Annotated in this window: 24 protein-coding genes; 8 read left to right on the forward strand and 16 right to left on the reverse strand. The window is 55.8% G+C overall.

The window, feature by feature from the left end; translation table 11 throughout:
- Positions 1 to 8: 8 nt before the first annotated feature.
- Positions 9 to 1241, reverse strand: coding sequence for a polyhydroxyalkanoate depolymerase (locus tag GRI39_RS09715; RefSeq protein ID WP_160739506.1), 1233 nt, complete (start codon positions 1239 to 1241; stop codon positions 9 to 11).
- 184 nt (positions 1242 to 1425) lie between these two features.
- Here GRI39_RS09715 and GRI39_RS09720 point away from each other — a divergent pair, with 184 nt between their 5' ends.
- From GRI39_RS09720 to GRI39_RS09735, 4 genes are all read left to right on the forward strand, one after another.
- The gene (locus GRI39_RS09720) at positions 1426 to 3210 is read left to right on the forward strand and encodes an ABC transporter transmembrane domain-containing protein (protein ID WP_246205015.1); all 1785 of its coding nucleotides are present in this window, start codon (positions 1426 to 1428) and stop codon (positions 3208 to 3210) included.
- A gap of 268 nt (positions 3211 to 3478) precedes the next feature.
- Positions 3479 to 5623 (forward strand): M13 family metallopeptidase, encoded by a 2145-nt coding sequence (locus tag GRI39_RS09725; protein WP_160739507.1) that lies wholly within the window; start codon positions 3479 to 3481, stop codon positions 5621 to 5623.
- Positions 5624 to 5803: 180 nt separating this feature from the next.
- Entirely contained in the window at positions 5804 to 6073 is a 270-nt protein-coding gene (locus GRI39_RS09730) for a GlsB/YeaQ/YmgE family stress response membrane protein (protein ID WP_160739508.1), read from the forward strand.
- Between the two features lie 89 nt (positions 6074 to 6162).
- The gene (locus GRI39_RS09735; RefSeq protein ID WP_160739509.1) at positions 6163 to 6420 is read left to right on the forward strand and encodes a hypothetical protein; all 258 of its coding nucleotides are present in this window, start codon (positions 6163 to 6165) and stop codon (positions 6418 to 6420) included.
- Positions 6421 to 6509: 89 nt separating this feature from the next.
- Here the strand turns inward: GRI39_RS09735 and phhA are convergent, their stop codons facing one another.
- From phhA to GRI39_RS09750, 3 genes are all read right to left on the reverse strand, one after another.
- Complete coding sequence (gene phhA, locus GRI39_RS09740) at positions 6510 to 7448, reverse strand: phenylalanine 4-monooxygenase (RefSeq protein WP_160739510.1); 939 nt, start codon at positions 7446 to 7448, stop codon at positions 6510 to 6512.
- Positions 7449 to 7505: 57 nt separating this feature from the next.
- Complete coding sequence (locus GRI39_RS09745; RefSeq protein ID WP_160739511.1) at positions 7506 to 7721, reverse strand: hypothetical protein; 216 nt, start codon at positions 7719 to 7721, stop codon at positions 7506 to 7508.
- 131 nt (positions 7722 to 7852) lie between these two features.
- Complete coding sequence (locus GRI39_RS09750; RefSeq protein WP_160739512.1) at positions 7853 to 8161, reverse strand: hypothetical protein; 309 nt, start codon at positions 8159 to 8161, stop codon at positions 7853 to 7855.
- A gap of 145 nt (positions 8162 to 8306) precedes the next feature.
- On the opposite strand from GRI39_RS09750, the gene recQ reads away from it, so the two are divergent.
- The 3 genes from recQ (at position 8307) to GRI39_RS09765 (ending at position 11485) form a co-directional block, all read left to right on the forward strand.
- Positions 8307 to 10094: a DNA helicase RecQ gene (recQ, locus tag GRI39_RS09755; RefSeq protein ID WP_160739513.1), complete on the forward strand. Its 1788-nt coding sequence runs from the start codon at positions 8307 to 8309 to the stop codon at positions 10092 to 10094.
- A 66-nt stretch (positions 10095 to 10160) separates the two neighbouring features.
- A complete protein-coding gene (locus tag GRI39_RS09760) occupies positions 10161 to 11138 on the forward strand; it encodes a right-handed parallel beta-helix repeat-containing protein (RefSeq protein ID WP_211371559.1) in 978 nt (325 codons plus the stop codon).
- Positions 11139 to 11218: 80 nt separating this feature from the next.
- Positions 11219 to 11485, forward strand: a complete 267-nt coding sequence (locus tag GRI39_RS09765) for a DksA/TraR family C4-type zinc finger protein (RefSeq protein ID WP_160739514.1) — start codon at positions 11219 to 11221, stop codon at positions 11483 to 11485.
- 18 nt (positions 11486 to 11503) lie between these two features.
- Here the strand turns inward: GRI39_RS09765 and ribA are convergent, their stop codons facing one another.
- From ribA to pabB, 8 genes are all read right to left on the reverse strand, one after another.
- A complete protein-coding gene (ribA, locus tag GRI39_RS09770) occupies positions 11504 to 12571 on the reverse strand; it encodes a GTP cyclohydrolase II (protein WP_343033327.1) in 1068 nt (355 codons plus the stop codon).
- 2 nt (positions 12572 to 12573) lie between these two features.
- Positions 12574 to 13368: an exodeoxyribonuclease III gene (gene xth, locus GRI39_RS09775; RefSeq protein WP_160739515.1), complete on the reverse strand. Its 795-nt coding sequence runs from the start codon at positions 13366 to 13368 to the stop codon at positions 12574 to 12576.
- Between the two features lie 260 nt (positions 13369 to 13628).
- Entirely contained in the window at positions 13629 to 14300 is a 672-nt protein-coding gene (locus GRI39_RS09780; RefSeq protein WP_425482333.1) for a LolA family protein, read from the reverse strand.
- 79 nt (positions 14301 to 14379) lie between these two features.
- Positions 14380 to 14547, reverse strand: coding sequence for a 50S ribosomal protein L33 (rpmG, locus tag GRI39_RS09785; RefSeq protein WP_120323726.1), 168 nt, complete (start codon positions 14545 to 14547; stop codon positions 14380 to 14382).
- Between the two features lie 136 nt (positions 14548 to 14683).
- Positions 14684 to 15088, reverse strand: coding sequence for an alternative ribosome rescue aminoacyl-tRNA hydrolase ArfB (gene arfB, locus GRI39_RS09790; RefSeq protein WP_160739516.1), 405 nt, complete (start codon positions 15086 to 15088; stop codon positions 14684 to 14686).
- Complete coding sequence (locus GRI39_RS09795) at positions 15081 to 15740, reverse strand: RluA family pseudouridine synthase (protein ID WP_160739517.1); 660 nt, start codon at positions 15738 to 15740, stop codon at positions 15081 to 15083. Before GRI39_RS09795 ends, arfB begins: the two co-directional genes overlap by 8 nt.
- Complete coding sequence (locus tag GRI39_RS09800; protein ID WP_246205016.1) at positions 15737 to 16912, reverse strand: pyridoxal phosphate-dependent aminotransferase; 1176 nt, start codon at positions 16910 to 16912, stop codon at positions 15737 to 15739. The genes GRI39_RS09795 and GRI39_RS09800 overlap by 4 nt, the downstream gene beginning before the upstream one ends.
- Positions 16909 to 18723, reverse strand: coding sequence for an aminodeoxychorismate synthase component I (pabB, locus tag GRI39_RS09805; RefSeq protein ID WP_160739518.1), 1815 nt, complete (start codon positions 18721 to 18723; stop codon positions 16909 to 16911). Before pabB ends, GRI39_RS09800 begins: the two co-directional genes overlap by 4 nt.
- A 103-nt stretch (positions 18724 to 18826) precedes the next feature.
- Between pabB and GRI39_RS09810 the strand changes: the two genes are divergently transcribed.
- Positions 18827 to 20425, forward strand: coding sequence for a helicase HerA-like domain-containing protein (locus GRI39_RS09810; protein WP_160739519.1), 1599 nt, complete (start codon positions 18827 to 18829; stop codon positions 20423 to 20425).
- Between the two features lie 81 nt (positions 20426 to 20506).
- Here GRI39_RS09810 and GRI39_RS09815 read toward each other — a convergent pair whose 3' ends face one another.
- From GRI39_RS09815 to GRI39_RS09830, 4 genes are all read right to left on the reverse strand, one after another.
- Positions 20507 to 23176 (reverse strand): M1 family metallopeptidase, encoded by a 2670-nt coding sequence (locus tag GRI39_RS09815; protein WP_160739520.1) that lies wholly within the window; start codon positions 23174 to 23176, stop codon positions 20507 to 20509.
- Between the two features lie 83 nt (positions 23177 to 23259).
- The gene (locus GRI39_RS09820) at positions 23260 to 24645 is read right to left on the reverse strand and encodes a sensor histidine kinase (protein WP_160739521.1); all 1386 of its coding nucleotides are present in this window, start codon (positions 24643 to 24645) and stop codon (positions 23260 to 23262) included.
- On the reverse strand, positions 24645 to 25379 hold the full coding sequence (locus GRI39_RS09825; protein ID WP_160739522.1) for a response regulator: 735 nt from the start codon (positions 25377 to 25379) through the stop codon (positions 24645 to 24647). Before GRI39_RS09825 ends, GRI39_RS09820 begins: the two co-directional genes overlap by 1 nt.
- A gap of 17 nt (positions 25380 to 25396) precedes the next feature.
- Positions 25397 to 25912 (reverse strand): EF-hand domain-containing protein, encoded by a 516-nt coding sequence (locus tag GRI39_RS09830; RefSeq protein WP_160739523.1) that lies wholly within the window; start codon positions 25910 to 25912, stop codon positions 25397 to 25399.
- Positions 25913 to 26040 lie beyond the last annotated feature (128 nt).

The raw sequence follows: 26040 nt of genomic DNA on the forward strand, positions 1-26040 counted from the left end.
CAACCGCGTTATTTTACCTTACCCGGATTGGCGGAGATCCATTCTTCCACCACCGGGGCAATGCGGCCGCGCCATTTGCTGCCGTTAAAAATACCATAATGGCCAACGTCCCGGGCAAGATGATACTTCTTCATCCGCACTGGTAGATTCACTGCCAGATCCAGCGCAGCTCGTGTTTGACCAATGCCGGAAATATCGTCTCGCTCGCCTTCAATCGCCAGCAAGGCTGTATCGCGAATATCTGCCAGATTGATGAGCTTGCCGTGATGTTCCAGTTCCCCCTTGGGCAAGGAATGGCGCTGGAAGACATGGTCGATCGTCTGGAGATAGAATTCTGCCGTCATGTCGCAGACCGAGAGATATTCATCATAGAATTTCTTGGTCGCGTCCGCGCTCTCCTGATCGCCCACGGTGAGATATTTAAACATCTCATAATGGCTCATCATATGGCTCTGGAGGTTCATGGAAATGAACCCGGCGAGCTGGAGAAAGCCCGGATAGACCTTGCGGCCGGCACCTTTATGATTGAACGGGACCGATGCGATCACATTGTTGCGGAACCAACTCAAAGGCCGGTCCATCGCCAGATCGTTCACCGATGTCGGGCTTGCGCGTGTATCGATTGGCCCGCCCATCATGGTGAGCGTGGCAGGGCGGTTCGGGTTCTTATCTGCCCCCATAATCGCCGCCGCCGCCAATGCAGGCACGGCTGGCTGGCACACTGCAAGGACATGCGTGTTCTTGCCGATAAACCCAAGGAATTCGATCAGATAATCGATATAATCGTCGAGGTCGAATTGCCCTGCACTGAGCGGCACGTCCTTGGCATCGGCCCAATCGGTGATCCACACCTCATAATTTTGCACCATACGCGCCACAGTGCCCCGCAAAAGCGTGGCATAATGGCCGCTCATCGGTGCCACTATCAGCAGATGAGCTGCATTTTTCGGCAGCCCTTCTCGTTTGAAATGAATCAAACCGCCAAACGGCTTTTCGAGCACGACTGTCTCGTGAACCGGATAGGATTTTCCATCCAGTTCGACATCGGGAAGATCAAACGAAGGCTTGCCGCGCGCTTCATACAGATGAGCAAAGACCTGAAGCGCGCTGGCCACCACCGGCCCGCCCCCAAAATACCCGATTGGCAAGGCAGGATTGTTGAGAAGCTCCGCCCCGATAGAGGCCCAATTGCTCGCGCTGGAAAGAAGCGAGCGCTGAAGTTCATATGCCTGATACAGCATGGTGTATCCCCTATTAGCGCAACACCTGAACGGCAGCGCTGGATGGATTCGTGCGACTTGGCAGACGCTTACACCCTATGTTGCACTGCGGCAAAGCTCTTTCAAGAGGCAGGCCCTTCGGTTCCACTTTCGGACAGTGCCAAGAATGCTTCAAACTACGCCACGGATGGTCTATCGGCCATGCATGGCTCGATCCCCCACGCGAACAGACGTACAGCCCGCCGATTCCATCGGCCCTCTCAAAATGATCTGGAACGCTGCGGCGCACTACCCAGGGCGAATGGCATTGGCGTGTATCGCCCTTACCGTCACCGCTGCTGCTACTCTGGCTATCCCGGCAGCTTTCCAGCTTATCATTGATCGCGGTTTTGCCAGCGGCGGGGACATAGCGGGAATTGGCCGATGGTTCCGCTATCTGCTGATGATTGTCTTTATCCTGGCGATCGGCACGGCCTGCCGGTTTTACTCGGTCAGCTGGCTGGGTGAGCGGGTGGTGGCCGATATCCGGCTGGCCGTGCAGCGTAATCTGTTGCGCCTTTCCCCATCCTTCTTTGAAGAGAACAGCCCCAAGGAAATCTCTTCGCGGATGACAGCGGATACCGGGCAGATCGAACATGTCGTGGGGACGACGATTTCGGTCGCTTTACGCAACCTTATTATGGTGGTCGGCGGCGTCGGTTATCTCCTCTATCTCGCGCCCGGCCTCACGGCGATGCTGGTGATTGCGGTTCCCATTATCGTTTTGCCTCTGGTGTGGTTTGGTCGGCGCCTGCGGGTGATTTCGCGCCATAGCCAGGACCGTGTGGCCGATGTCGGGGCGATGGTATCGGAAGTTCTGGGGGCGATGAAGGTCGTTCAGGGCTTTAATCAGGAAGCGCGCGAACAATCCCGCTTTACCGAAGCCGTTGAAGCGACCTTTGACACCGCCCGCCGCCGGATTTTCCTGCGCGCTATCATGACAGGCATCCTGATTACCTTTATTTTTGGCTCTATCACGCTGCTATTGTGGCGAGGTGCCATGCAAGTGGCAGAAGGCACCCTCAGCGGGGGCACCATTGCTGCATTTGTCCTGACCGGCGTCATGGTGGCCGGTGCATTCGGTTCACTCACGGAAGTTTATGGCGATCTTTTGCGCGGAGCCGGTGCCGCCAGCCGCCTTGGCGAATTGCTACAGGAAAAGCCTGAAGTTGCCCCACCTGCCCGGCCACAGGCGCTGCCCGAACCACCGCGTGGCAGCATTGCCTTTCAGAATGTGACATTCCGTTATCCCACACGCCCGGAACAGGCCGCCATTTCCGATTTCAGCCTGACCGTTGAACCGGGAGAAACCGTGGCCATTGTCGGCCCTTCGGGGGCGGGCAAATCTACCATTTTCCAATTGGCCGAACGTTTCTATGATCCGCAGGCTGGCCGGGTGCGGATGGATGGCGTGCCGCTGACCAGTGCTGATCCTGCCGATATTCGCCGCCGTATCGCCTTTGTACCTCAAGATGGCGTGCTCTTTGCTGCCAATGCGCGCGACAATTTGCGTTATGGCGAATGGAACGCTTCGGATGATGATATCTGGGCGGCAGCACGGGCGGCCAATGCTGAAAGCTTCTTGCGCGAATTGCCGCAAGGCCTCGACACATTCCTCGGCGAAGGTGGCGCTCGCCTGTCTGGTGGGCAACGCCAGCGGATTGCCATTGCCCGCGCACTGCTCCGCGATGCGCCGATCCTGCTCCTCGATGAAGCAACCAGCGCACTGGACGCCGAAAGCGAACGGCTGGTGCAGGAAGCGCTCGACCATTTGATGAAAGACCGCACCACACTCGTCATTGCACACCGCCTCGCCACGGTTCGCGCGGCAGATAGGATCGTGGTGATGGAAGCCGGCAGGATAGTTGAAGAAGGCAGCCATGGAGTATTGAGCGCCGCCGGCGGACTTTATGCCCATCTTGCCTCACTGCAATTTGATGGGGTAAATTGATTCACTAGCCTCGTCCTGACATCGCCATTCCCCGATAACATTCCCGATAAAATCCGCGCCACGGCCACTTGGCCCGCCGCCTGTCCGCAGCTGCGCACCTTATTGCGCGCAGGATGCGTGCGGAAACATGATTGTTCGACGCCTCTATTCGACGAATCGCCAATATGGACCGACGAATGTTTGCCGAAAGGTGGCTTAGTGGGATAGGTATAGAGCCATCTTACCGCAGAACCGGACTGCACTGCGGGAACCTTTCGAAAGGTACACTATGATCAAGCACATCCTGACGGCCGGCGTTTCCGCTGCCGTACTGGCGCTCGCCACACCGGCCCTTGCACAAGATACAGCACCACAAGCTGACGCGGCAAAGGCTGAAACCATCCCCACCCCTGAAATGCATTTTGGCACATGGGGTTTTGATCCGGCCTCGCTCGACAAATCGGTCAAGCCGGGCAATGACTTCTTCGATTATGTGAATGGCAAATGGGTTCGCAACAACCCAATCCCGCCAGAATATACCCGTTTTGGTGCTTTCAACCTGCTGGGTGAAAAATCCACTGCCGATGTGAAAGCGGTTGTAGACGACCTCATCGCGTCCAACCCAGCCCCCGGCACGGATGAGCGCCGCATCGTTGACGCTTATGAGGCTTACTTCAACACCGATGCAATCAATGCAGCCGGTCTTGCTCCAGCCTATCCTTATCTAACCGAAATCTTCAACGCCGCTGATCTCACGCAATTGGTCAAAGTGATGGACCAACCGGGTATCCCCGCGCTCATCACCAGCGGTGTAACGGTCGATTCCAAAGACCCGAATGCTTACATCGTCAGCATCGGCTTTGACGGAATGGGCCTGCCTGATCGCGATTATTATCTGATCGACAGCGAACAGAACCGCACGATCCAGGCAGCCTATAAGAAATATCTCTCCTTCCTGCTGAAGCAGGCGGGATATTCCGATCCTGATAGTGCCGCCAATGCGGTTTATGAATTCGAACATAAGGTCGCGGCACTTGAGTGGGACCGCACGGCCCTGCGCAACCGCGACATCACCTATAACAAGCTGACCAAGGCTCAATTGCTGGCATTGGCTCCTTCCTTCCCAACTGAAGCACTGCTGGCCAATGCCGGTGTGGCCGATCAGGCCACATTCCTTGCGCCGCAATTGCCGCCCAGTGCCAGCGAAGTTAAAGAACTCGGCCTGACGGACGATCAGATGGCAGGCATTGGCGCTGGCCTTCCGGGCATGATGAAACTGGTGGCAAGCACGGATCTTGCAACGTTGAAAGCCTTCATGGCCGCGCAATTCCTGTCTTCTCATGCCAGTGTGCTGCCCAGCAACATTGATGATGCGCGTTTTGATCTGTTCGGAAAGCTCCTCAACGGTCAGCAGGAACAGCGCCCACGCTGGAAGCGCGCCATCGCCGCTACAGAAGGTGAATTGGGTGAATTGCTCGGCAAGGCCTATGTCGCCCGCTATTTCCCGCCTGAAAGCAAGCAGGCGATGGATGATCTGGTCAGCAATTTGCGCAAGGCACTGGCACAATCCATCGCTGAAAACACCTGGATGACACAGGCGACCAAGGTTGAAGCCGAAGCCAAGCTGGACGCTTTCACACCAAAGATCGGCTATCCTGACCATTTCAAGACCTATCAGGGTCTGGCGATTTCACCGACCAATCCGCTGGGCAACAGCATTTCTGCCGCCAAGTGGGAGCGTCAGGATGAATTGTCACGTCTTGGCAAGCCAGTAGACCGCAGCGAATGGTTCATGCTGCCCCAGACGGTGAACGCTTATTACAACCCGGTCATGAACGAAATCGTCTTCCCGGCAGCGATCCTTCAACCACCATTCTTCAATCCCAAGGCAGACCCTGCCGTGAATTATGGCGCTATCGGCGCGGTGATCGGGCATGAAATGGGCCATGGTTTTGACGATCAGGGCGCCAAATCGGATGGCACCGGTATGCTGCGCAATTGGTGGGCACCGGAAGATAAGGAAAAGTTCGAAAAGGCCACTCAGGCTCTGGCCGCCCAATATGACAAGTTCTGCCCCTATGATGACGGCAAGACCTGCGTGAACGGCAATTTCACGCTGGGTGAAAACATTGGCGATCTTGGCGGTCTCAGCCTTGCCTATCGCGCCTATAAGATGTCGCTCGATGGCAAGGAAGCTCCGGTAATTGATGGCCTCACAGGCGATCAGCGCTTCTTCCTGGCCTGGGCGCAGGTCTGGCGTTCAACCCAGCGCGAAGCGGCCGGCCGTCAGCGCCTTCTGGTCGATCCACATTCCCCTGAGAAATATCGGGTGAATGGTCCGGTTCGAAACATGGATGCCTGGTATAAGGCCTTCAATGTGAAACCCGGCGATGCACTTTACCTCCCACCGGAAGATCGCATCAAGATCTGGTAAGCCCATTCAAGCCAGCCCTGCTATCGTGGTGGGGCTGGCTTTTCCTTATATTGATTCCAGCGCAGCCTCACCTCGTAGCACTCCCGAAATACGCCCATCCGTAAACTCACTTGGTCGTATTTCATGGAACAATCGAACACCTCAGCCTTTTCATGAGATGAGTTGCTGAAGGATTGTTACATGGGTTTCGTCTTTATGGTCGTGATTGGCGCCATCCTAGGATGGCTCGCCTCGATCGTTGCCAGAGTCGAAACACTCAAGGGAATCCTTGTAAATGTGGGCACTGGCATAGCCGGAGCGCTGCTTACTGATTTCCTGATCAGCCCTTTATTGAGCAATAACAGTATTTTTGGTGGAACCAATTCGGTGGCGACCTTGTTGTTGTCCCTGTTAGGATCGGTATTATTGCTTTTGGCGGTGAATTTTATCCGTAGTTACCAACTACGTTAAACATCGTGAGGGAATATATCCTATTCCTAAATGATCCTATCCCGGGTAGTTATATCAAGATACTATCCAGTTTACTAAAGGGGAAAGTTATGAAGAAAATCATCATGTTCGCGTCTGTCGCCGCTCTGGGCCTTGGCGTTGCCGCTTGTGACAGCGCTGCTGAAAACAAGATGGAAGACAAGGCTGAAGCCGTTGAAGATCAGGCTGATGCAAAGGCTGACGAAATGCGCGCCGGCGAAACATCTCCTGCAATGGAAGAAAAGGCTGACGCTGTGGAAGCAGCTGGCGAAGCCAAGTCTGATGCCATGGAAGAAAAAGCTGACAATATGGATTCAACCCCGCAATAAGCGGATCAGTTGGTCTTATAGAAAGCCGGTGCTGGACAGATTTTCAGCACCGGCTTTTTCATGCCTGCAATAAAAGCTGATAGCGCGCCTTAGACCGGCGGTGCATCCGATCCGCGCCCGCCACGCAAATGATATTCCTGCGTCCCCCGATGCAGTACATGATCTGTATCGATCACCGCTGCATTGGCGTAAGTGAAGCCCGGTGGCAGCGTGTTGTAAATTTCATTGAAGTCCCGCTCCACCGTCTGGCGGTAGAGGTCTTCAAAACTCTCAATCACGAAATAGGTCGGCTGGAGATCATCAATCACGTAATCGGTGCGCATGGCACGGTCCACGCTCAGCATCAGACGATTGGGCGATTGGGCTTCCAAGGAGAATACCGCTTCACGCGGGCCGGACAGGATCCCTGCCCCACAGATGCGCAGCCCCCCTGCTTCGCGGATCAGGCCAAACTCCACCGTATACCAGTAAAGCGCGCCCAGCGCCTTCAGACGGTTGCGCTGCATCGCCTTCCAACCGGCGCGGCCATAGGCCTGCATGTAATCGGCAAAAGTCGGATCAGTGAGCAGGGGCACATGGCCGAACACGTCATGAAAAACGTCCGGCTCCTGAATATAATCAAACGTCTCTTTCGTGCGGATAAAATTGCCCGCCGGGAAACGCCGATTGGCCAGATGCCAGAAGAACACATGGTCTGGAATCAGCATTGGCACCGGAACCACGCTCCACCCGGTGAGCCGGTTCAGTTCTTCCGACAAGGTGGCAAATTCGGGAACACCGCCGCGTCCCAGATCCAGAGCCTCCAGCCCTGCGAGAAAAGCGCTACAGGCTCGCCCTGGAAGAATCTCCATCTGCCGCGCGAAAAGCGCATCCCAGATGGCATCATCGCCCGAATCATATTCCCGCTGCTTGGGTTCGAGCCAATCTTCACCCAGATGCACAGGCCGTTTGAGCGGCGCTGCGAATGTTCCTTCCGGGACAACCGGCAGCGCGGAGAAGTCAAATTCAGATGTAAAATCGTTGGTCATAGTTTCGAATGAAACATTACCATCCTAACCATAACAAAGCAATCGCCTGGCGTCTTTCTAATCCGCTCCGGCTGGCTTGGGTGTGCTGGGCTGAAATTGAACCGCGGGTTCCAGAGCCTCTTCAGGCAATTTGCGTTCTTCCAGCATTTCTGCCGCTTCATCAAGCGCCCGTGCTTCGCCCACAGTCACACCGCCGGGGCCAGGATCGCTATCGCTCTTCTGGCAGCCTGACAGCACAGCAATAACAAAGACAGCAAGAAAAGTTGCGCGCATGGGGTCATCCTTCAAACAGGCGGCCTGCCGCCATTGCCCTTGCGGCCAATGGGACATCTTCCAAAAGAAAAGCGGGCAAAGCACCTGGCTTCACCCGCTCATCCTGAAACAGCCGTTGCCGGCCGCGAACATTAGTTCTTTTCGGCAGCCTTGGTAGCAGCTTCAGCAGCAGCAGCAGCATCATTGGCAGCAGCTTCTGCATCGTCAGCAGCAGCCTTGGTGGAGTCTGCAGCGTCAGAAGAAGAAGCAGCAGCATCGGTTGCAGCAGCAGCGGCATCGTCAGCTGTTGGCGTTGCAACAGCGTCAGAGCTCATGGCTTCGTCCGCAGGCATTTCAACATTGTCAGCAGTCACATCTTCAGATGCCTTGTCCGTGCCGCCGCAGGCAGACAGAGCAAGAGCAAAAGCAGCAGCAACGGCGGTGTAAGCAATCTTCTTCATCGGGTAACCCCTTCAAAAATTTCAATTGCCGGGAATCAAACCCATCCCAGCGCGCCGCGCAAACTAGACCTCATCCACGCAGTTGCAAAATAGAATTTCACTTACCCCGGTTTCCCAATCGCCACTCTTCTGGCACTGGCAGCGGATGGCTGATGAAACCACGCTGCTTCCCAATCCCAAAGACACTCTGCGCCGGGTCTTCGGTTTCCCCGATTTCCGCGGTGTACAGGGAGATGTGGTGAACCGTGTGCTGGCCGGCCGCTCCACTTTGGCAGTCATGCCCACCGGCGCAGGCAAGTCGCTGACTTATCAATTGCCTGCCGTCATGATGGAGGGAACCTGCATCGTTATCTCTCCATTGATCGCGCTGATGCATGATCAATTGCGCTCTGCCCGCGCCAATGGCGTGCGCGCCGCAACTCTGACCAGTGCCGATTCTGATTGGCGTGAAACGATGAACACCTTCCGCGCGGGCGAGCTGGACCTGCTCTATGTCGCGCCAGAACGCGCCAGCCAGCCGCAGTTCCTCGACTTTTTGACCAGCGCCCCGGTGGCACTGTTCGCCATTGATGAAGCCCATTGCGTGTCCGAATGGGGCCATGATTTCCGCCCGGATTATCGCGGCCTGCGGCCTTTGCTCGACAGTTTCCCCGATATACCGCGCCTCGCCCTCACCGCCACGGCAGACCGGCACACCCGCGCCGATATTCTGGGTCAGCTTGGCATTCCGGAAGACGGTTTGATCGTGGCCGGATTTGACCGGCCCAATATCCGCTATGACATCCGCCATCGCGATAATCCGGTCAAGCAGATTACCCGGCTGATGGAAGAACACCCCGGCCCCGGTATCGTCTATGCCCCCACCCGCCGCAAGGTGGAGGAATTGGCGCTCAAGCTGGCTGCGGCCACAGGCCGGGACGTATTGCCCTATCACGCAGGGCTGCCGGGCGATGAACGCGCCGCCAATCAGGCCGCCTTTGTGGCAAGCGAAGATATGGTGATGGTCGCCACGGTCGCCTTTGGCATGGGGATCGACAAGCCCGATGTGCGCTTTGTCGCCCATGCAGGCATCCCCAAATCAATCGAAGCCTATTATCAGGAAACCGGCCGTGCAGGCCGCGATGGTGACCCGTCACAGGCGATGATGTTCTGGGGGGCGGAGGATTTCGTCCTTGCCCGCCAGCGTCTCGCAGAAGTGGAAGGGGAGCGGCAACAAGGCGAAAAGGTCCGGCTTGATGCGCTGGCAGCCCTAGTGGAAACACCTGGCTGCCGCCGCGCCGTGTTGCTGCGCCATTTTGATGAAGATCCACCCGAACAATGCGGCAATTGCGACAATTGCATTGATCCGCCCAAAGTGGTGGATGCCACGGAACTCGCCCGCAAATTGCTCAGCGCGGTCTATCGTACCGGACAGAGTTTCGGTTTTGGCCATATCCAGAAAGTGCTGGTCGGCATGGAAGATGACCGGGTGCGCCAACGCGGGCATGATAAATTGAGCGTCTTTGGCATTGTAAGCCGCGAAGAAGCGCCCATGTTACAACCGCTCGTCCGCGCCCTGAAGGCACGCGGTGCGCTGATTCAGACCGAGCATAATGGCCTTGCGCTGAGTGGTGATGCACGGCTGATTCTGCTCGGCGAACGGCCCGTCAGCATCGCCCAGCCACCACCCCGCAGCAAAAGTGTACGCGGCAAAAGCGGGCAGGAAGCCAACCCCATTGGCAACCCCTTGTTCGAAGCCCTGCGTGCCTTGCGCCGCCGGATGGCCGAAGATTCAGGCGTGCCGCCCTATGTCATTTTCCATGATGCGGTGCTGCGCGAAATGGCGCTTACCCAACCGTCCAGCCTTGCAGAAATGGGCCGGATCAGCGGTGTGGGCCAGAAGAAGCTCGATGCCTATGGCACTGCCTTTCTTGAAGTGATCCGGCAATATTGATTGCACGATTGGCCTGGATATTTATCCTTGATCCATTGTTAACCGCTATCAGGCAGACCCGTGACCATGACAATTTCCGCCAATGCAGGACATTTTTCGGCGAAACGTAAGTTCGGCATGGCGCTGCTACTGGCGGCCATATGCCCGGCAAGTGCAGCTATGGCGCAAAATGCCAGTGCCCCCTTCACTGTTGTAGATACCGGGAAAAACTTCCCCACATTGCAGGCAGCGATCAAGGCGATCGGAGATGGTAGCGGCTCCATCTCGATTGCTCCGGGCACCTATAATGAATGCGCAGTGCAGGAAAAGGGCCAGATCAGCTATCTCGCGGCAGAACCGGGCAAGGTGATTTTTGATGGCGTTGCCTGCGAAGGCAAAGCCGCTCTGGTGCTGCGGGGCATAAGTGCCGAAGTGTCCGGCCTCACTTTCCGCAATATCAAGGTACGTGATTATAATGGCGCCGGAATCCGGCTTGAAGGCGGAGACCTGACGGTGGCGGAAAGCTGGTTCCAGAACAGCCAGCAGGGTATTTTGACCGCAGGTGATCCATCCGGCAAAATTGTCATCGATCGCTCAACTTTCTCAGGCCTGGGTACGTGTGATGGGCCCGGTGGCTGTGCCCATTCAGTCTATGTCGGCGATTATGGCTTGCTGCGCATTACCCGCAGCCGCTTCGAAGAAGGGCGCGGCGGACATTACGTGAAATCCCGCGCGGCGCAGATACAGATCGCCAGTTGCAGTTTCGATGATTCAAAAGGCCGTGCCACCAACTATATGATCGACCTTCCTGCCGGCGCGACCGGACAGATCAGCAACAATTGGTTTGTGCAGGGCAAGAACAAAGAAAATCACTCAGCCATGATTGCCGTCGGGGCGGAGAATCAGAAAAACCCTTCCACTGGCCTGAAGATTATTGCCAATAATGCCAAATTGGCACCGGGGGTGGAGTGGAGCACCGTTTTCGTGGCGGATTGGTCGGGCGACAAGCTCGACATTGCTGACAATATACTTGGTCAGGGAATCACGCGCTTTCAGCGCCGATAAAACCCCTTCTGCGCCCTTTAGGTTCCGCTCTGGAACTTTCAGTACCCGTTACCGGTTGATTTGTCTCAAGGAGATAAATCATGGCAGGTGGATGGGCCCGCGACGGTGCGGTTCAGGAACAGATAGACGATACAATCAGCGATGCGGTGCAACGCGCACGTGCAAGCTTTTCAAATCGTTCAGGAACTTTGGAATGTGAAGTTTGCGGGGAGGATATCCCCGAAGCCCGCCGCAAGGCTCTTCCCGGTGCCAGAACGTGCGTGGCGTGCCAATCTTCGCTGGATCGAAACGCACGCAACGCTTCAGCATTCAACCGCCGAGGCAGTAAAGACAGCCAATTGCGCTAATCTGTATTTTTCAGCTTATTAATCAAGTAGGTGACCCGCACGATTACGCTTCGTGTCAAGGTAATGACTATTATGCGGATTGCTCGGCAATTGATGCGGCACCCGCTCCACAACATTTACCCCAGTCGCTTGTAAAACTGCGACTTTCTGCGGATTATTGGTCATCAAACGGATGGATGGAACGCCGAGCAAATCCAGCATCCGGGCCGCAACCGGGAAGTCCCGTGCCTCCTCGGGCAGTCCCAGCCGGCTATTAGCGTCCATCGTATCAAAGCCCTGATCCTGCAATTTATAAGCTCTGAGCTTGTTGATGAGGCCAATCCCGCGTCCCTCCTGGCGAAGATAAAGTAACACGCCCCACCCGCCATTTTCCTCAGATTCCTGCGCCATAGAGCGCAAGGCCGCATCCAGTTGCGGCCCGCAATCGCATTTCAGACTGCCAAGAATATCTCCCGTCAGACATTCCGAATGCAACCGTACCAATGGCACATAATCGCTCGACTGCTGGCCGATAATCAATGCCACATGCTCACGCATGTCATCGGTAGAACGGAAGGCGACAATCTCTGCATCCTCGCATGCCGCAACGGGCAATCGTGCCCTCGTCGCGATGGAAAGCTGCCGGATATCCCGCCATGCTGCCAAGTCGGACAAAGCCACACTTTGCGGTTCTCCAGCATTGTCAGGGGCCACCAGAAAAGCGGGGAGAATCCCCGCAATTCTGGCAAGTTCCAACGCGAAAGTCGCAGAACTGCGCCATTCCAGTGCTTCGGCCCGGAAAGGCCCTTTAAGCGGCGTGGCAAGATCAAGCGATGGATCAGCCGTCGCCTGGGCGGATGCCAGGTCGAACTTCTCGGCCCCGCGCAGCAGCACCGGCCCTTCAGCAAGCGCCGCTTCTCTTTGATTCGTCAGTTTTAAAGTAGCCGCCCTGCTCGCACCGAGCAGGAGCTGAGGCGCCGAAATAGCCGCCCCTGCGACCGTTTCCACGGGCACAAGAATTGGCGCGCCTTCAATCGCAATAGACCAGCCATGGCGCAAAGCATCGATGGCCTGCGCAACCCGCCGTGCCGGGGACGGCTCGTTCACAATCAGAGGTCGAACTCCGTAGTGATCGGCACATGGTCGGAAGGTTTCTCCCAATCGCGTGCCTCTTCCTTCACGCTATGGCCCACAGCCTGCTTAGCAAGCTCCGGTGAGGCCCACATATGATCCAGGCGGCGTCCCCGGTCATTGACCTTCCAGTCCTTTGATCGATAGCTCCACCAGCTATAATAGCGTTCAGGTGCCAGAATGTGCTCACGGCCGATATCCACCCAGCCATGTGCATCTTTGAACCGTTGCAACGTTTCCACTTCAATCGGCGTGTGGCTGACAACCTTGAGCAATTGTTTGTGGTTCCAAACATCACTTTCAAGCGGCGCAACGTTAAAATCGCCTACGATGAGAGTTGGCCGGTCAATCACATCGGCCCAGCGTGTCATCCGTTCGAAGAAGTCGAGCTTCTGGCCAAATTTGAGATTCTGCTCGCGATCAGGAATATCGCCACCTGCCGGAATATATACATTTTCCAGGATCATGCCCTTGCCGGGTCCGAGCAATTCAACCCCGACATGGCGTGCTTCGCCATTATCCTGCCAATTGTAGCGGGACACTTCACGCAAAGGAATACGGCTGACAGTAGCCACGCCATGATAGCCCTTCTGGCCATGAACGGCATGATGGGTATAGCCCAGATCCTCAAAAGCCTTGAAAGGGAAGAGTTCTTCCACCGTCTTGATTTCCTGCAAACACAGGACATCGGGTGCCTCTTCCTTCAAAAAACGTTCGACGATCGGCATGCGCAAGCGCACCGAATTGATATTCCAGCTCGTGATCTTGACCATGAAGGAGCTTTAGGGCGAGCAAGGAAACCCCGCAAGCGATTGCCGGGACAGCAAAGAAAAACCCTCGCCCCGGGGGCATGGGGACGAGGGTTTCGCTTGAGCGTTCGTCACGCTGTACAAGGCGTATGTCGCGGCCGGGGCAACAGGGGGGAAAACCCAGCCTTCGACGCCTTGCCCATTCTGAATAGGCCCGCTTGGCTTTCCCGAGGATGAATGAAAGTCAGACTTTCATTCACAGAACCGGCCTTGCGACCAACCGTTTACCCTGGCCGACGAGATGTGCGGCGAGGATCTTTGTAGGTGAAGGCAGAATCAGAAACTGCCACTCCGTAACGCTGATTCGACAGCCGCACGGTCGTTCGTTTGTTTTGCGAATCGACCGCTACCCAACTCGATAGCTCGAAACCACCCGGTGCAGCCGAATCACGGACGAAGATCAAAGTGATCACACCATATTCTGGCCTCTTGGCATCCTTCACTTGCACGGCAATCACATTGGGATCGCCAGTTTCCTGCACAGTGCCATACTTCTTCACATCGCGGTTCGGGTCTAGCAAAGCACCAAGTGGGGAATTGCTGATCGGCCAGCGCTGCACCTGCTGAACATCATAGTCCACCAAAGTCAGTGCCTTACCATTCGAAACGATCAGCATATTGACCGAATCTTCATATTCGAATCGAATTTTGCCGGGCCGCTTCAGAGTAAGCTTGCCGCTAAGTACCTGCCCGGAGCGATCCGTCTGAGTGAAATCAGCTTTGAGAGTGGTGATCCCGCGCAAGGCGGCAACCGCCTTGTCTAATTGAGCATCCTTCGTGGATTGCGCAATTGCAGGTGTAGCGCCAACCATCACCAGAACGGGAGTGGCACATGCGAGAAGCCCGGCCATAAAGGCACGGGCCATCTTGTGGTCTTGTTTGTGTAATTTGGTCATAGTGCGAGTTCCAAGCATTGCGCCATTGAACCCGCACTGAACCCGTATAGTTCCTGCGGTTCAGGAAAACCGATCAAAATTACTTGATCTTGGCTTCCTTGAACTCAACGTGCTTGCGCACGACAGGGTCATACTTACGGAAAGTGAACTTTTCCGTCTGGTTGCGTGGGTTCTTCTTCGTGACGTAGAAAAAGCCAGTGTCTGCGGTGGAGACAAGCTTGATCTTGACTGTTGCGGGCTTCGCCATGGCGTAATCCTAAAATTTCTCGAAAGCGGCCGCGGCGGGCCAAACAACAAGGCGGCGCAAACGCACCGCCCTTCCGGGGCGGCAATTGGGACAGATCGATGAAAAAGTCAAGCGCCTGGCATGTTGCGACCAAAGCTTACCAGTCCACCTTACCCCGGTTAGCCTTCACTGCCCCCCTCACCTTCTTGCCTTTGAGCCGTTTTACCTTGCCGACACGGTTAAGCCGGCTTTTCTTGCGCGCCTTGGGTTCAACCTCTGCCTTCTCCAGCAATTCGGTCAACCGCTCGCGCGCATCCTGCCGATTCGCCTCTTGCGTTCGGTGACTGCGAGCGGTGAGGACAATTTCACCCTTGGCATTCAAACGTGTTCCAGCAAGCGCCTTTAACCGATGAAAAACCGGCGGTGGCAAGCGCAAGGCGAATATATTCACCCGCAACTGCACAGCCGTGGCCACTTTATTGACGTTCTGCCCGCCAGGGCCGGAGGAGGCGATAAAGCTCTCCTCCGCCAGTTCAATTGCGCGGGCAGCCAGATCAGCCATCGGTGAAGCCAAGACGGGTGAACGTTTCGGGCAAGGGGGCCGCCGCCACTATAGGTGGCTTACCTTCACGATGCACGGTCAAGCCTGCGGCATGAAGCATGGTGCGCGGTGCGCGGCTGTCCTTCTGGCCATAGACAGGATCGCCGAGCAATGCCGTGCCAAGGCCTGCCGCTGCGTGAATCCGAATCTGGTGGGTTCGCCCGGTTTCAGGACGAAATTCAACCAGAGTAAGGCCATCCACTTCCGCCAGTTTTTTCCAATGGGTGACAGAAGGTTTGCCCTTTTTGGCTGCGATCATCCGCCAGCCACCTTGCGCGCTGCTGATCTTACTAAGCGCGAGTTCAATCGTGCCTTCCGATTCGCTGAGCGGTCCAGCGACCACGCCAAGGTAGCGCTTTTCCACCTGCCGATCTTCAAATGCCTTGGAGAAACGCTTCAGTGACTTGGGGTTCCGAGCGAGAAGCAGGCAACCGGATGTATCTGTATCGAGCCGGTGAACCGGGGAAGGCGCACGCTGAAAACCGAGCTTCAGCGAATCAAGCCGGTCCTCCAGTGCGATGCCGCCAGCGCGCGGACGATCAAGCGGAAGGCCCGCTGGCTTGTCGATAACCAGCGCTTCGCCGTCTTCGAACAATATAGGAATCATATTCATGCCAAAGCCCCTGCGATACGATGGAGCGCTTCGTCCAGCGCGGAATCATCTGCAGCAAAGCTAATCCGAAATCCGCTATGCCCACCAAAGGCGCTTGCCGCGACCACGGCAACGCCGTTTTCCAGCAGATGTAATGCCAACGCCTCGTCAGTTTTGAACCGCTCCATCAGTGGCTGAGCATCAATGAAGCAGTAGAAAGCGCCATCTGGCACAGGCGTTGTGAGACCCGGAATCGCATTAATCGCGGCCACAACCCGATCCCGTCTTGCCAAGAAACGCTCCCGCCATGTGCCCAGAAATTCCTGCGGGCCTTCAAAAGCGGCCACAGCAGCGGCCTGACTGATCGAAGAGGGATTGCCGGTGGAATTGGACTGCAAGCGCCCCATGCCCTCTATCAACCAATCTGGGCCAGTTGCCACGCCGATACGAAAGCCGGTCATCGCATGGCTTTTTGAAACACCGGAGATCGTACAAATACGATCGGCAAGATCAGGGCATAATGATGCCAGCGTATGATGCGGCTTGCCCGTATAGATCAACGGGGCATAAATATCATCGGACATGACCATCACCTGCGGATGACGGCGCAGTACATCCGCAATCCCCAGAAGCATCTCCCGAGAGTACACAGCCCCGGTTGGATTACCGGGCGAGTTCAGCAGCAGCCACTGGGTACGCGGTGTAATCAGTGCTTCGAAATCACCGGGAGCAAAGCAGTAGCTATGATGCGGATGCGTCATCAGAGGCACCACTGTGCCCCCCGCATAGCGTATAATCTGCGGATAGCTGACCCACCATGGCAAGGGGACGATCACTTCATCACCCGCGCTCACCGTAGCGCACAGTGCTTCAAAGATGGCCTGTTTGCCACCCGCACTCACCAAAATGCGCGATGGGTCAGTCGTGATGCCGAGATCCCGTTCGAAATGGAGCGCTGCTGCTTCCTTGAGGCGCTGTGTGCCGGTGACGGGTGTATAGCGGGTCTGCCCAGCATCGAGAGCCTGCTTGGCCGCTTCAATCACGTGCGGAGGAGTGGCGAAATCAGGTTCCCCCACTGAAAGAGAGATAATATCGCGCCCTGCCTCTCGCAAAGCTTGCGCCCTATCCGTCATCGCATTGGTGCCGGACACTTCCATGCGAGACAGAGCTTGCGATAAAATTGCTTTCGTCATGCCTTCAACCTTGCTGACATCAGCCCGCGCAGGGCATTGCCAATGAAAAACCCATCTGTCAGGTCATCGAGCGTCAATTCCGCTTCGCGCGCACGCCCCTGTTCGATCAGCGATTGGCGCAAAATACCCGACAGCAAGCCAAGACCAACAGGTGGTGTTAAGAAGATGCCGTCGCGCTCCACAAAGATGTTGGTGAAGCTTCCTTCCGTTAACAAGCCATCATCACGCAGTAACAGCGCTTCATCTGCGCCATGATCTCTCGCTATACGCAGCGCATCTTCATAGAAACTGCGATCACTGGTCTTATGGCGAAGACGCCAGTCTCCCGGCACCACCGGCAATGGCATGGCAACACAGGTCACTGGCTCGGTTCCGCCATTTTGCAGAGGCGCAGTCTGCAGTGCGACCGCACCGCTTCGTGATAGCAACATGCGGAGGCGGGCAGGCGCTTCCAGTTCAAAACACAATGCCTGAATACGGTTGCGGGCTTCGTGACGGTCAAAAGTAAAGCCCAGTTCCCGTGCGCTCCCTTTCATACGCTCCAAGTGCATTTCAAGGAGAGGAATCCCCTCAACCGGATCAAACCGCATGGTTTCGATGAGATCAAAGGCAGGTGCCGTGTAAAGAGGCGATGACTCGCGCAGAAAGCTGCCCTTCACCAGACATTCGCGCCATTCTGCCAACCCATCACTATCAGCCACCACTGCACCGCCCACGCCAAGTTTTGCTTTATGGCGATTGTTCTCACCCGGCGTGATTTGAAGAGTACGGATGGCCACGTTAAAGCTGGCATTGCCATCTTGATTAATCATGCCAATTGCCCCGCAATAGGCCCCGCGCGGGGCTGCTTCTACAGCATCGATCAGCTCCATCGCCCGAATCTTCGGCGCACCTGTGATCGAACCACAAGGGAAGAGTGCAAGCACCAGATCCATCGCCCCCGTTCCCTGCGGCAAGGTGGCGCGAACGGTAGAAACCATCTGATGCACCGTGGGATAGGACTCAATCGCAAAAGGTGCGTCCACCATGACTGATCCAGGCACGGCCACGCGGGACAGATCATTGCGCATAAGGTCAACGATCATCAGGTTTTCAGCTTTGTCTTTTACCGATCCCGCCAGTTCCAGCGCCAATGCCTTGTCCTGCTCAGGATCATCGCTACGCGGACGTGTACCCTTCATCGGCATGGCCGTGACCTGCTCGCCTTCAAGGGCGACAAAAAGTTCCGGGCTGAAGCTCAAAAGCCACTGCGAACCATCAAAGATGACACCACCATGTCCGGCATTGGATGCAGGACGTATTGCAGCATATATCGCCAGCGGGTCCCCTCTCGCTGCGCCGGCCAGCGGGAAAGTCAGGTTCGCCTGATAAATGTCGCCAGCACGAATCGCGTCCTGGACTTCAGCAAAGGCCGAGAGATACTCTCCTGCCGAGATTTGCGGCTCCAACGGGCCTATCTCTGCTGCCGCTCCACCGCATCGCTCGGCCAACCATTCAATGACATCAACCGAGGGAATTTCCTCGCAACCGTCAAACAGGCCAAGCCATACCAAAGGCCCATCCCCACCGCAGCGAAGGTCTGCCAACGGCCTCAGGCGAGATTCCAGTGCAAGACCCGCCTCATAGGAGACATAGCCTGCCAGTATTCCGCCACTGGATTGGCGGGCTTCATCCGCTCGCCGAAGACATTCAGCAACGTCCTGGGCTCTACGGGCAATGAAAATTTCGCGCGGGGATTCGAGGAATTGCGCTTTCGATCCGACATGACCGCCAGCATCGTCGAGCAGAATGAAAGGTTTTTGTGCCGCCATTCTGTCCGCAATAATGACAAATGCGCGCAAGTCTATTGCTTGACCTGCAACCAATCGCTGCGCCAGACCTGACGAATGATCAGACTGTGGCGGTGAACAACATATGACGCATATTTTTATCGGCCTTGGAAGCAATGGTGAGCGGCAGATTCTCGAACTATCGCGAGCCAATCGGCATGGTTTGATCGCTGGAGCCACAGGGACGGGAAAAACCGTTAGCCTGCAAGGGCTCGCTGAGAGTTTTTCAGCGGCAGGCGTTCCGGTGTTCCTCTCTGATGTTAAAGGCGACCTATCGGGAATCGCACTGGCGGGTTCGCCCACCTTCAAGCACGCTGCCAGTCTGGAGGAGCGGGCCGCGAAACTTGGCATGAGCGACTATAGCTATAGCGATAATCCGGCCATCTTCTGGGATCTGTTTGGGGAGCAAGGCCACCCGATCCGCACCACCATCTCAGAAATGGGGCCGCTCCTGCTGGCCCGCCTCCTCGATCTCAACGAAACGCAGGAAGGCGTGCTAAATATCGTTTTCCGCTTTGCTGATGAAGAAGGGTTGCTGCTGCTTGACCTCGATGATTTGCAGGCAATGCTGTCCTACACAGCAGACAATGCCAAAATGTTAAGTGCACGCTTTGGCAATGTGTCGCGCGCCAGTGTCGGAGCCATTCAGCGTCAGTTGCTGACATTAGACAGTCAGGGCGGCGCACAATTTTTCGGCGAACCCGCGCTCGAAATCACAGACTTCATTCAATGTGATGAGCAAGGACGCGGCTATATCAATGTACTGGCCGCCGATCAGCTGATGCGCAGCCCGAAACTCTACGCCACATTCCTGCTCTGGCTTCTCGCTGAATTGTTTGAAACACTGCCTGAGGTAGGAGACCCGGAAAAGCCGAAACTGGTCTTCTTCTTTGATGAAGCCCATTTGCTGTTTGACGATGCTCCAAAAGCCCTGATGGACAAGATCGAGCAGGTTGTTCGGTTGATCCGGTCCAAGGGTGTGGGTGTCTATTTCGTCACTCAGAACCCCATCGATATACCTGAAGAAGTGGCCGGGCAGTTGGGCAACCGCGTACAACATGCTCTGCGCGCTTTCACACCGCGCGATCAGAAAGCAATCCGGGCGGCGGCTGACACCTTTCGTATCAATCCCGATCTCGACGTCGCGACAGCGATCACCCAATTGCGAGTAGGCGAAGCATTGGTGTCCACATTACTTGAAGATGGCGCACCATCGATTGTGCAACAGACATTGATTAAGCCGCCCCGCTCGCGCCTTGGGCCTGTGAACCAAAAGGAGCGAGCCATCCTGCGCTCAATCTCTCCGGTTCAGGGAAAATATGATGAGCGGGTTGATCGCGAAAGCGCTGAGGAAGTGCTGTTAGCCAAAGCAGCTGACGCAGCAGCCACCGCAAAAGAGGTCGCTGAAAAGGGTGAAAGCGAAGTCCGCAAGCGAGAGAGGCGCAGCCCAAGCCTGTGGGGTGGCCTTGGCGGAAAGATGGCAAAAGCAGCCGCCAGTGCAGCCGCCGCCAGCGCCGGGACGATCCTGGCCAGCAAACTGCAAGGCCGCACATCGCGCTCCAATCCAGCAGCCCGCGCATCCAGCGCCGCTGCCGCAACGGTGGGTGACGAAATCAGCAAGGCAATAGGATTTCCCGGCCTTGGTCGCTTTGCCCGCAACCTTATCGGTGGTCTGATGCGTTAAGCCCCTGGGCAAAACTGCCGCGACCAATGAAAAGCCCCGCAGAATCTCTCCTGCGGGGCTTTTTATCAGATAAGGAACAGCTTACTTACCGGACAGCCATTCTTTGAGTTCCGACTGCAAACGAGGGCGGCTTTCAAGCCGTTGCTGCAAGCTTGCAATCGTCTGATCGACTGGCTTGCGCTCGTCGCTATCCAACGTCCCAGCATAGGCTTTGAGCTTTTCCAGAACCGCTGGGTCGGTGGCCCCTGAGACAAGGCGAGTAATGAAGCGCGAACGGGCTGAATTATCGACCAGTTCATCGACGCGAGCCTGATTGTCCATCACGAAATCGAAGGCAAGTTCAGGATAATTGCGGCCTACGCTGGAGATTATCGAGGCGCTTGTGGTTTTGCCGGGTTGGTCCGTCAAAGCCAGTGCCAGTGCCTTCTTCGCCAGTGCTTCATCCTTTACCGCGCCCAGCAGGCGGTAATAAGTCGCACGCTCAACAGCCGATGTTGATGCTGCTGCCATTTCAGACAACATGTCCCAATCTTCAGGTGTCGCATTACGCGCAGCCACACTCAACAAAGTAGTCTTGAGAGGACCATCCAGTGCGTGCGGATCTTGTTTCAACTGGGCAAAGCGCTGACGAACATTGGCAACAACAGTCTCATCACCGAGATTGCCAAGCGTCGTAATAAGAGCCGCCCGCAAATTAGAATCGATCAGTTGATCATCATCTTTCGGATCGAAACCGAGTTGCTCAAGCCTGGGCAACCATGTGCTTTCTATCAGCTTGTTGAGCTTTTTCTGTTCTGGCTGACCATCCAATAGTGTGGAAATGCCACCCCATGATTCAACCGTATTTTCTGCAACAACTGGATTCGCATTCACCGGAATTGCCGACAGCAAATCAAGCGCGGCGGCATAATTCTGGTAACCTGCCTGCGCCAACGCCAGATTGTCGTCCACCAGGCCCATCTGATCGATCGGCTGGGCTTGTGACAGGTTTGTCGCAAGCTGCTTCAACATCTCCGGCGTATAGAGCGTGCGGAAATACCCCAACTGCCCGCCATTCACGATCACCGGACCACAGCCAGGCAATGTGAGTGAGGCAGTGCCGTCAAGCACATGCCGGGTGGCTTTATTGCTACCGATAGAGATCAGCAGTGGCACTTTCCAGCTCTGCGGATTGGCTGACGCTTCATCCTTGCGGTCCCGGCTGAATTCACTTTGCTTGAGCGAAAGCTGCGTAGACCCATTAGCACAGGTTCCCGAGACTTCGACGAGCGGAATCCCCGGCTGGCGGGTGAATTCATTGGCGATCTCTGTCAGGCCCGGGGCCCCCGCTTTTTCGACTGCACTCCAGAGGTCATTGCTCTGCGTGTTCCCGTAAGCATGGGCCTTCATGTAAGTGCGGATGCCATCACGCCACACATCTGGGCCAGCATAGGCTTCCAGCATTGCAATGACGGCTTCACCCTTTTGATAGGTGATGGCATCAAAGGCCTGATTGGTTTCTTCCACCGTCCGAATCTTCTGAACGACGGGATGGGTGGTTTGAAACCCGTCGAGGCTCATCGCGTATTCACGTCCATTCACCCGGCCAAGCAGCGCATCCCATTCAGGATGGAAATGGTCGGTCGCCTTGGTTTCCATCCAGCTGGCGAAGCCTTCATTGAGCCACAAATCATCCCACCACGCCATGGTGACGAGATCACCGAACCACTGGTGCGCCACTTCATGCGCCTGGGTCACATAGATTTGCTGGCGAACAGCAGGGCTGGTGATCGCAGGATCATTCAGCAAAATGCGTTCAAAGGTGAAAACGGCGCCCCAGTTTTCCATCGCGCCAAAGAATTGTGACTGACCCGGCCCGGCAATATTATCGAGCTTGGGAAGCGGAAATTTCACCCCGAAATAATCGTTGTAATATCCCACAAGCGGGGCCAGCGAATCAAGCGCATAGCGCGATTGCTCACCGCTTCCCTTGGGAGCGACAATCCCCACTTCCGTACCGCTCGGAGTAGGCTTGGCCAAACGCTCGAAATCACCAAGGCCGAAGAACAGCAGATAGGTGGACATTTTAGGCGTGGTTTCAAAAACCACCTGCTTGGTGCCGTCTCCCAAATCTGTTTGACTTTTCACCGGCATGTTGCTGACGGCCATCTGATCCGACGGCACGATGGCAGACAGGTCGAAAGTAGCCTTATAACTCGGCTCATCAAACATCGGCGCAAAGCGGCGTGCATCGGGCGCTTCAAACTGAGTGAACAACCCGCGCACGTCTTTGCCGGTCTGCTTGTCAGGATAATCCAGCGCAAAAAGGCCATTGGCCTGCGTGTTGATGATTCCAGTGTAGAGCGTATCGAGGCGATATTTGCCCTTGGCAATAGCTTTGGAGGCTTTGAAGCTCGCTGTTTGCTTGGCCGGGTCAAGCGTCACCGTCAGAGGAATGGCAGCTCCACCACCAACCGGCACAAGGCTCGCTTCAGTGATATCAAGATCAGCGGCATTCAGCGTCAGCGCATCGACATTGTCGAACACTTCAAGATCGATACTCGACCTACCCGAAAAGTTGAGGTTGTCAGCCTCTGGGCGGATCGCAATTGTATAATGCGAAGGCCGTGCAACGCGCGGCAAATCACTTGGAACACTGTCAGGAAGCGGAGCTTCAGAGGCTGTATTTTGCGCAAAAACCGGTGCAGGTGTGAGAATAGCAGCGCTACCGGTTAAAAGTGCAGCAGCCAGCGCGGGAAAGGCAAAACGCATGAAGAATTGCTCCGGGTAAAGGTTTCGGATGCAATTACCTAACAGCACTCGGTTTAATTGGCGACGGTGTTTATCGATCCTCATCAACCGTTCGTCGGCAGTCGCAGTTCGGCGAGTAGTCCGATAGTATCACCAGTGGGACCTATACGGTTGGACAGATTCAACTGCCCACCATGTTGCTCAGCAATAGCTTTGGCCAGTGTCAGACCCAGCCCGGCACCCCCGGTCTCCCGATTGCGGGACGGATCTCCACGTCGGAAAGGCTCCAGCATGGATGCCATTTCAGCGTCAGGAATACCCGGCCCCTTGTCCGTAATATGAATTACAGCATCACTGCCTTCGCGGTGCAAAGAAATCTCAGCCGCCTTTCCATAGCGAATGGCATTGCTGATCAGGTTCCGCAAAGCACGGCGCAGCCAGGTGGCTCGTATCGGAAGCGATATACGGGCACATTCACCTAGGATGACAGGCTCACCCATATCCTCAAATTCCTCAACCACTGAAGCCGTGAGCGCACCCAGTTCCGTTTTCTCCAAAGGGTCGGTTGGCTTGCCGACTCGTGCCAGTGACAGAATATCATCCAGCGAGTGGGTAATATCTTCAATCGTCGCCGCCATCCGGCCGCGTTCTTTAGAATTTTCTACGGATTCAATCCTGACGCGCAACGATGCCAAAGGTGTTTTCAGATCGTGGCCAATCGCGCCAAGCATCACGTCCTTCTCGTTAAGCAGGGCTGCGATGCGTCCTTCCATCAGATTATGCGCCAAAATCAAGCGACGCATGTCATCTGGGCCTTGTGGTACAAGCTGGCCTTCCAGCGCTCGTGTCTCTGCAAATGCTTCAACCCGATGCGTTAAACCCGCCAAAGGCCTGGTGATCCGCCGAAGAACTATAGCCAGCCCGCCGATCAGCACCACGAAGAGCACGACCGTATTGGCAACAAGGCCCCCAATGGCTTGCAATTGAGGGCGCGGCATGGGTGCCCGTACCACTTCCCAAATGTCCCAACCCGGCTGCTTGATCGCCGCAACCAATATCGGGTTATGCACCCATTCGTCACCCCGCCGGGTCAGCTGTGCCCTTTTGGCTATCTGCTTCAAGGTGAAAGGGTCATCGGTGGGAAGGCGTTCAGTGGCAACGATTTCGACATTATCGATACCGTGATCGGACAGGATTTGCCTGAGCGCGTTTTCCCTCTTTGTATCGCGAATCTCGCCTTTTCGGATCGGAAATTCCACCTGCCGTTCCACAGCCAGCTGGCCGCGGTGACGGCTTTGACGATGATCTCGCCGGGGATCTTCCATCATAGTACCCAGCCGAAAAGCCACCGAGTTCACCAGCAAGGCTTCAAGCCGCTGCTGCTGCGCACGATATAGTAGGACAGCCGACAGCCCTTGGGCGACCAGCAACGCCAGTGCCACTGCCTGAAGCACCTGCCCGAACAGGCTCTTAGGGCGCAATAAGCTCATTATAATGAAGGGGCAGCGATGCGTTTAACGTCAGCCGCCAGCCTATACCCACCGCCCCACACCGTTTGGATAAGTTTGGGATCACGGCCATCTGCTTCAATCTTACGCCGTAATCGACTGACCTGATTATCAACTGCGCGATCAAACAGATGGGCTTCCCGGCCCTGCACCATGTCGAGCAAACGGTCCCGGTCCAAAACCTGCCGTGGGTGATCCAGAAAGGCTTTGAGTAAACGAAATTCAGCGGATGAGATCGTCACCACAGTGCCTTCCTGATCCGTCAAACGATGCTTCAAGGGGTCGAGTGTCCACCCCTCGAACGTATAGAGCGCATCTTCTTCGACTTCTGCAGGAGGCTTATGCGCGCGTCGCAAAACAGAACGGATACGTGCGACCAGTTCGCGCGGTTCAAAAGGTTTCACCACATAGTCATCGGCGCCGATTTCCAAGCCGATGATTCGATCCATCGCTTCGCCTTTGGCCGTCAGCAGAATGACCGGCATTCCTTTGGCTTCACTAAGATGGCGGCACAGGGAAAGACCATCTTCTCCCGGCATCATAATATCCACCAAGGCAATGTCAGGCATTTCCAAAACAAGCAGACTGCGTGCTTTTGAAGCATCGCCCGCTTCGCTCACACGAAACCCCTGGCGAACAAGATATTCCGCCAGAGGCTCCCGCAAATCGGGCTCGTCATCAACAAGCAACACGTGAATAGATGCTGCGTCAGTCATGAATGGCCCGATCTTTCTTACTTGATGTTGGCTCGTGCTTCGCGCTGCTGACTGAATTTGGCACGCATCGCATCGCGGTCGGCTTTACGTTCTGCGGCAGTTACTGTCCCGTTCTTATCGGTATCCATTGCATCGAACTTGGCAAGAGCATGGGCCTGAAATTCAGCCCTGGTGATCTTGCCGTCCTTATCCGTATCAGCCATCATCCCCATCGGGCCATGGCCGCCACGCCCCATCCGATGATGGCCACGCTTGCCCTTCCATTCAGGGCGAGCGGAAAATTCAGCAAAACTGATGGAGCCGTTCTTGTCCGTATCCATCTTGTCAAAGCGTTGCTTCATACGCGCTTCACGGTCTGCGGCATCGATCACGCCATCACTGTTCACATCCATGCGTTCAAACATTTTGGTGGCACGTTCCTGTGCCTGCGAACGGGTGAAATCGCCACCCATCTTAGGCTGGGCATAGGCCAGAGTGGAGCCGCCAGCGATTGCAACGGCTGCAGCGGCAAGAGAGATTATTAATTTACGCATCTTCAAAACTCCAATAAATTGGAGAATGACGGGGCCCGGTAGAAGGGGGAGGAAAACCGTTAACCCCGTCACTCACAAGATGCTTTCTAGAACCCTCTTGTCGCATAGATTTGCCGGTTAGAGCCAAA

The organism is Altericroceibacterium indicum, assembly GCF_009828105.1.
Lineage (GTDB): Bacteria > Pseudomonadota > Alphaproteobacteria > Sphingomonadales > Sphingomonadaceae > Altericroceibacterium > Altericroceibacterium indicum.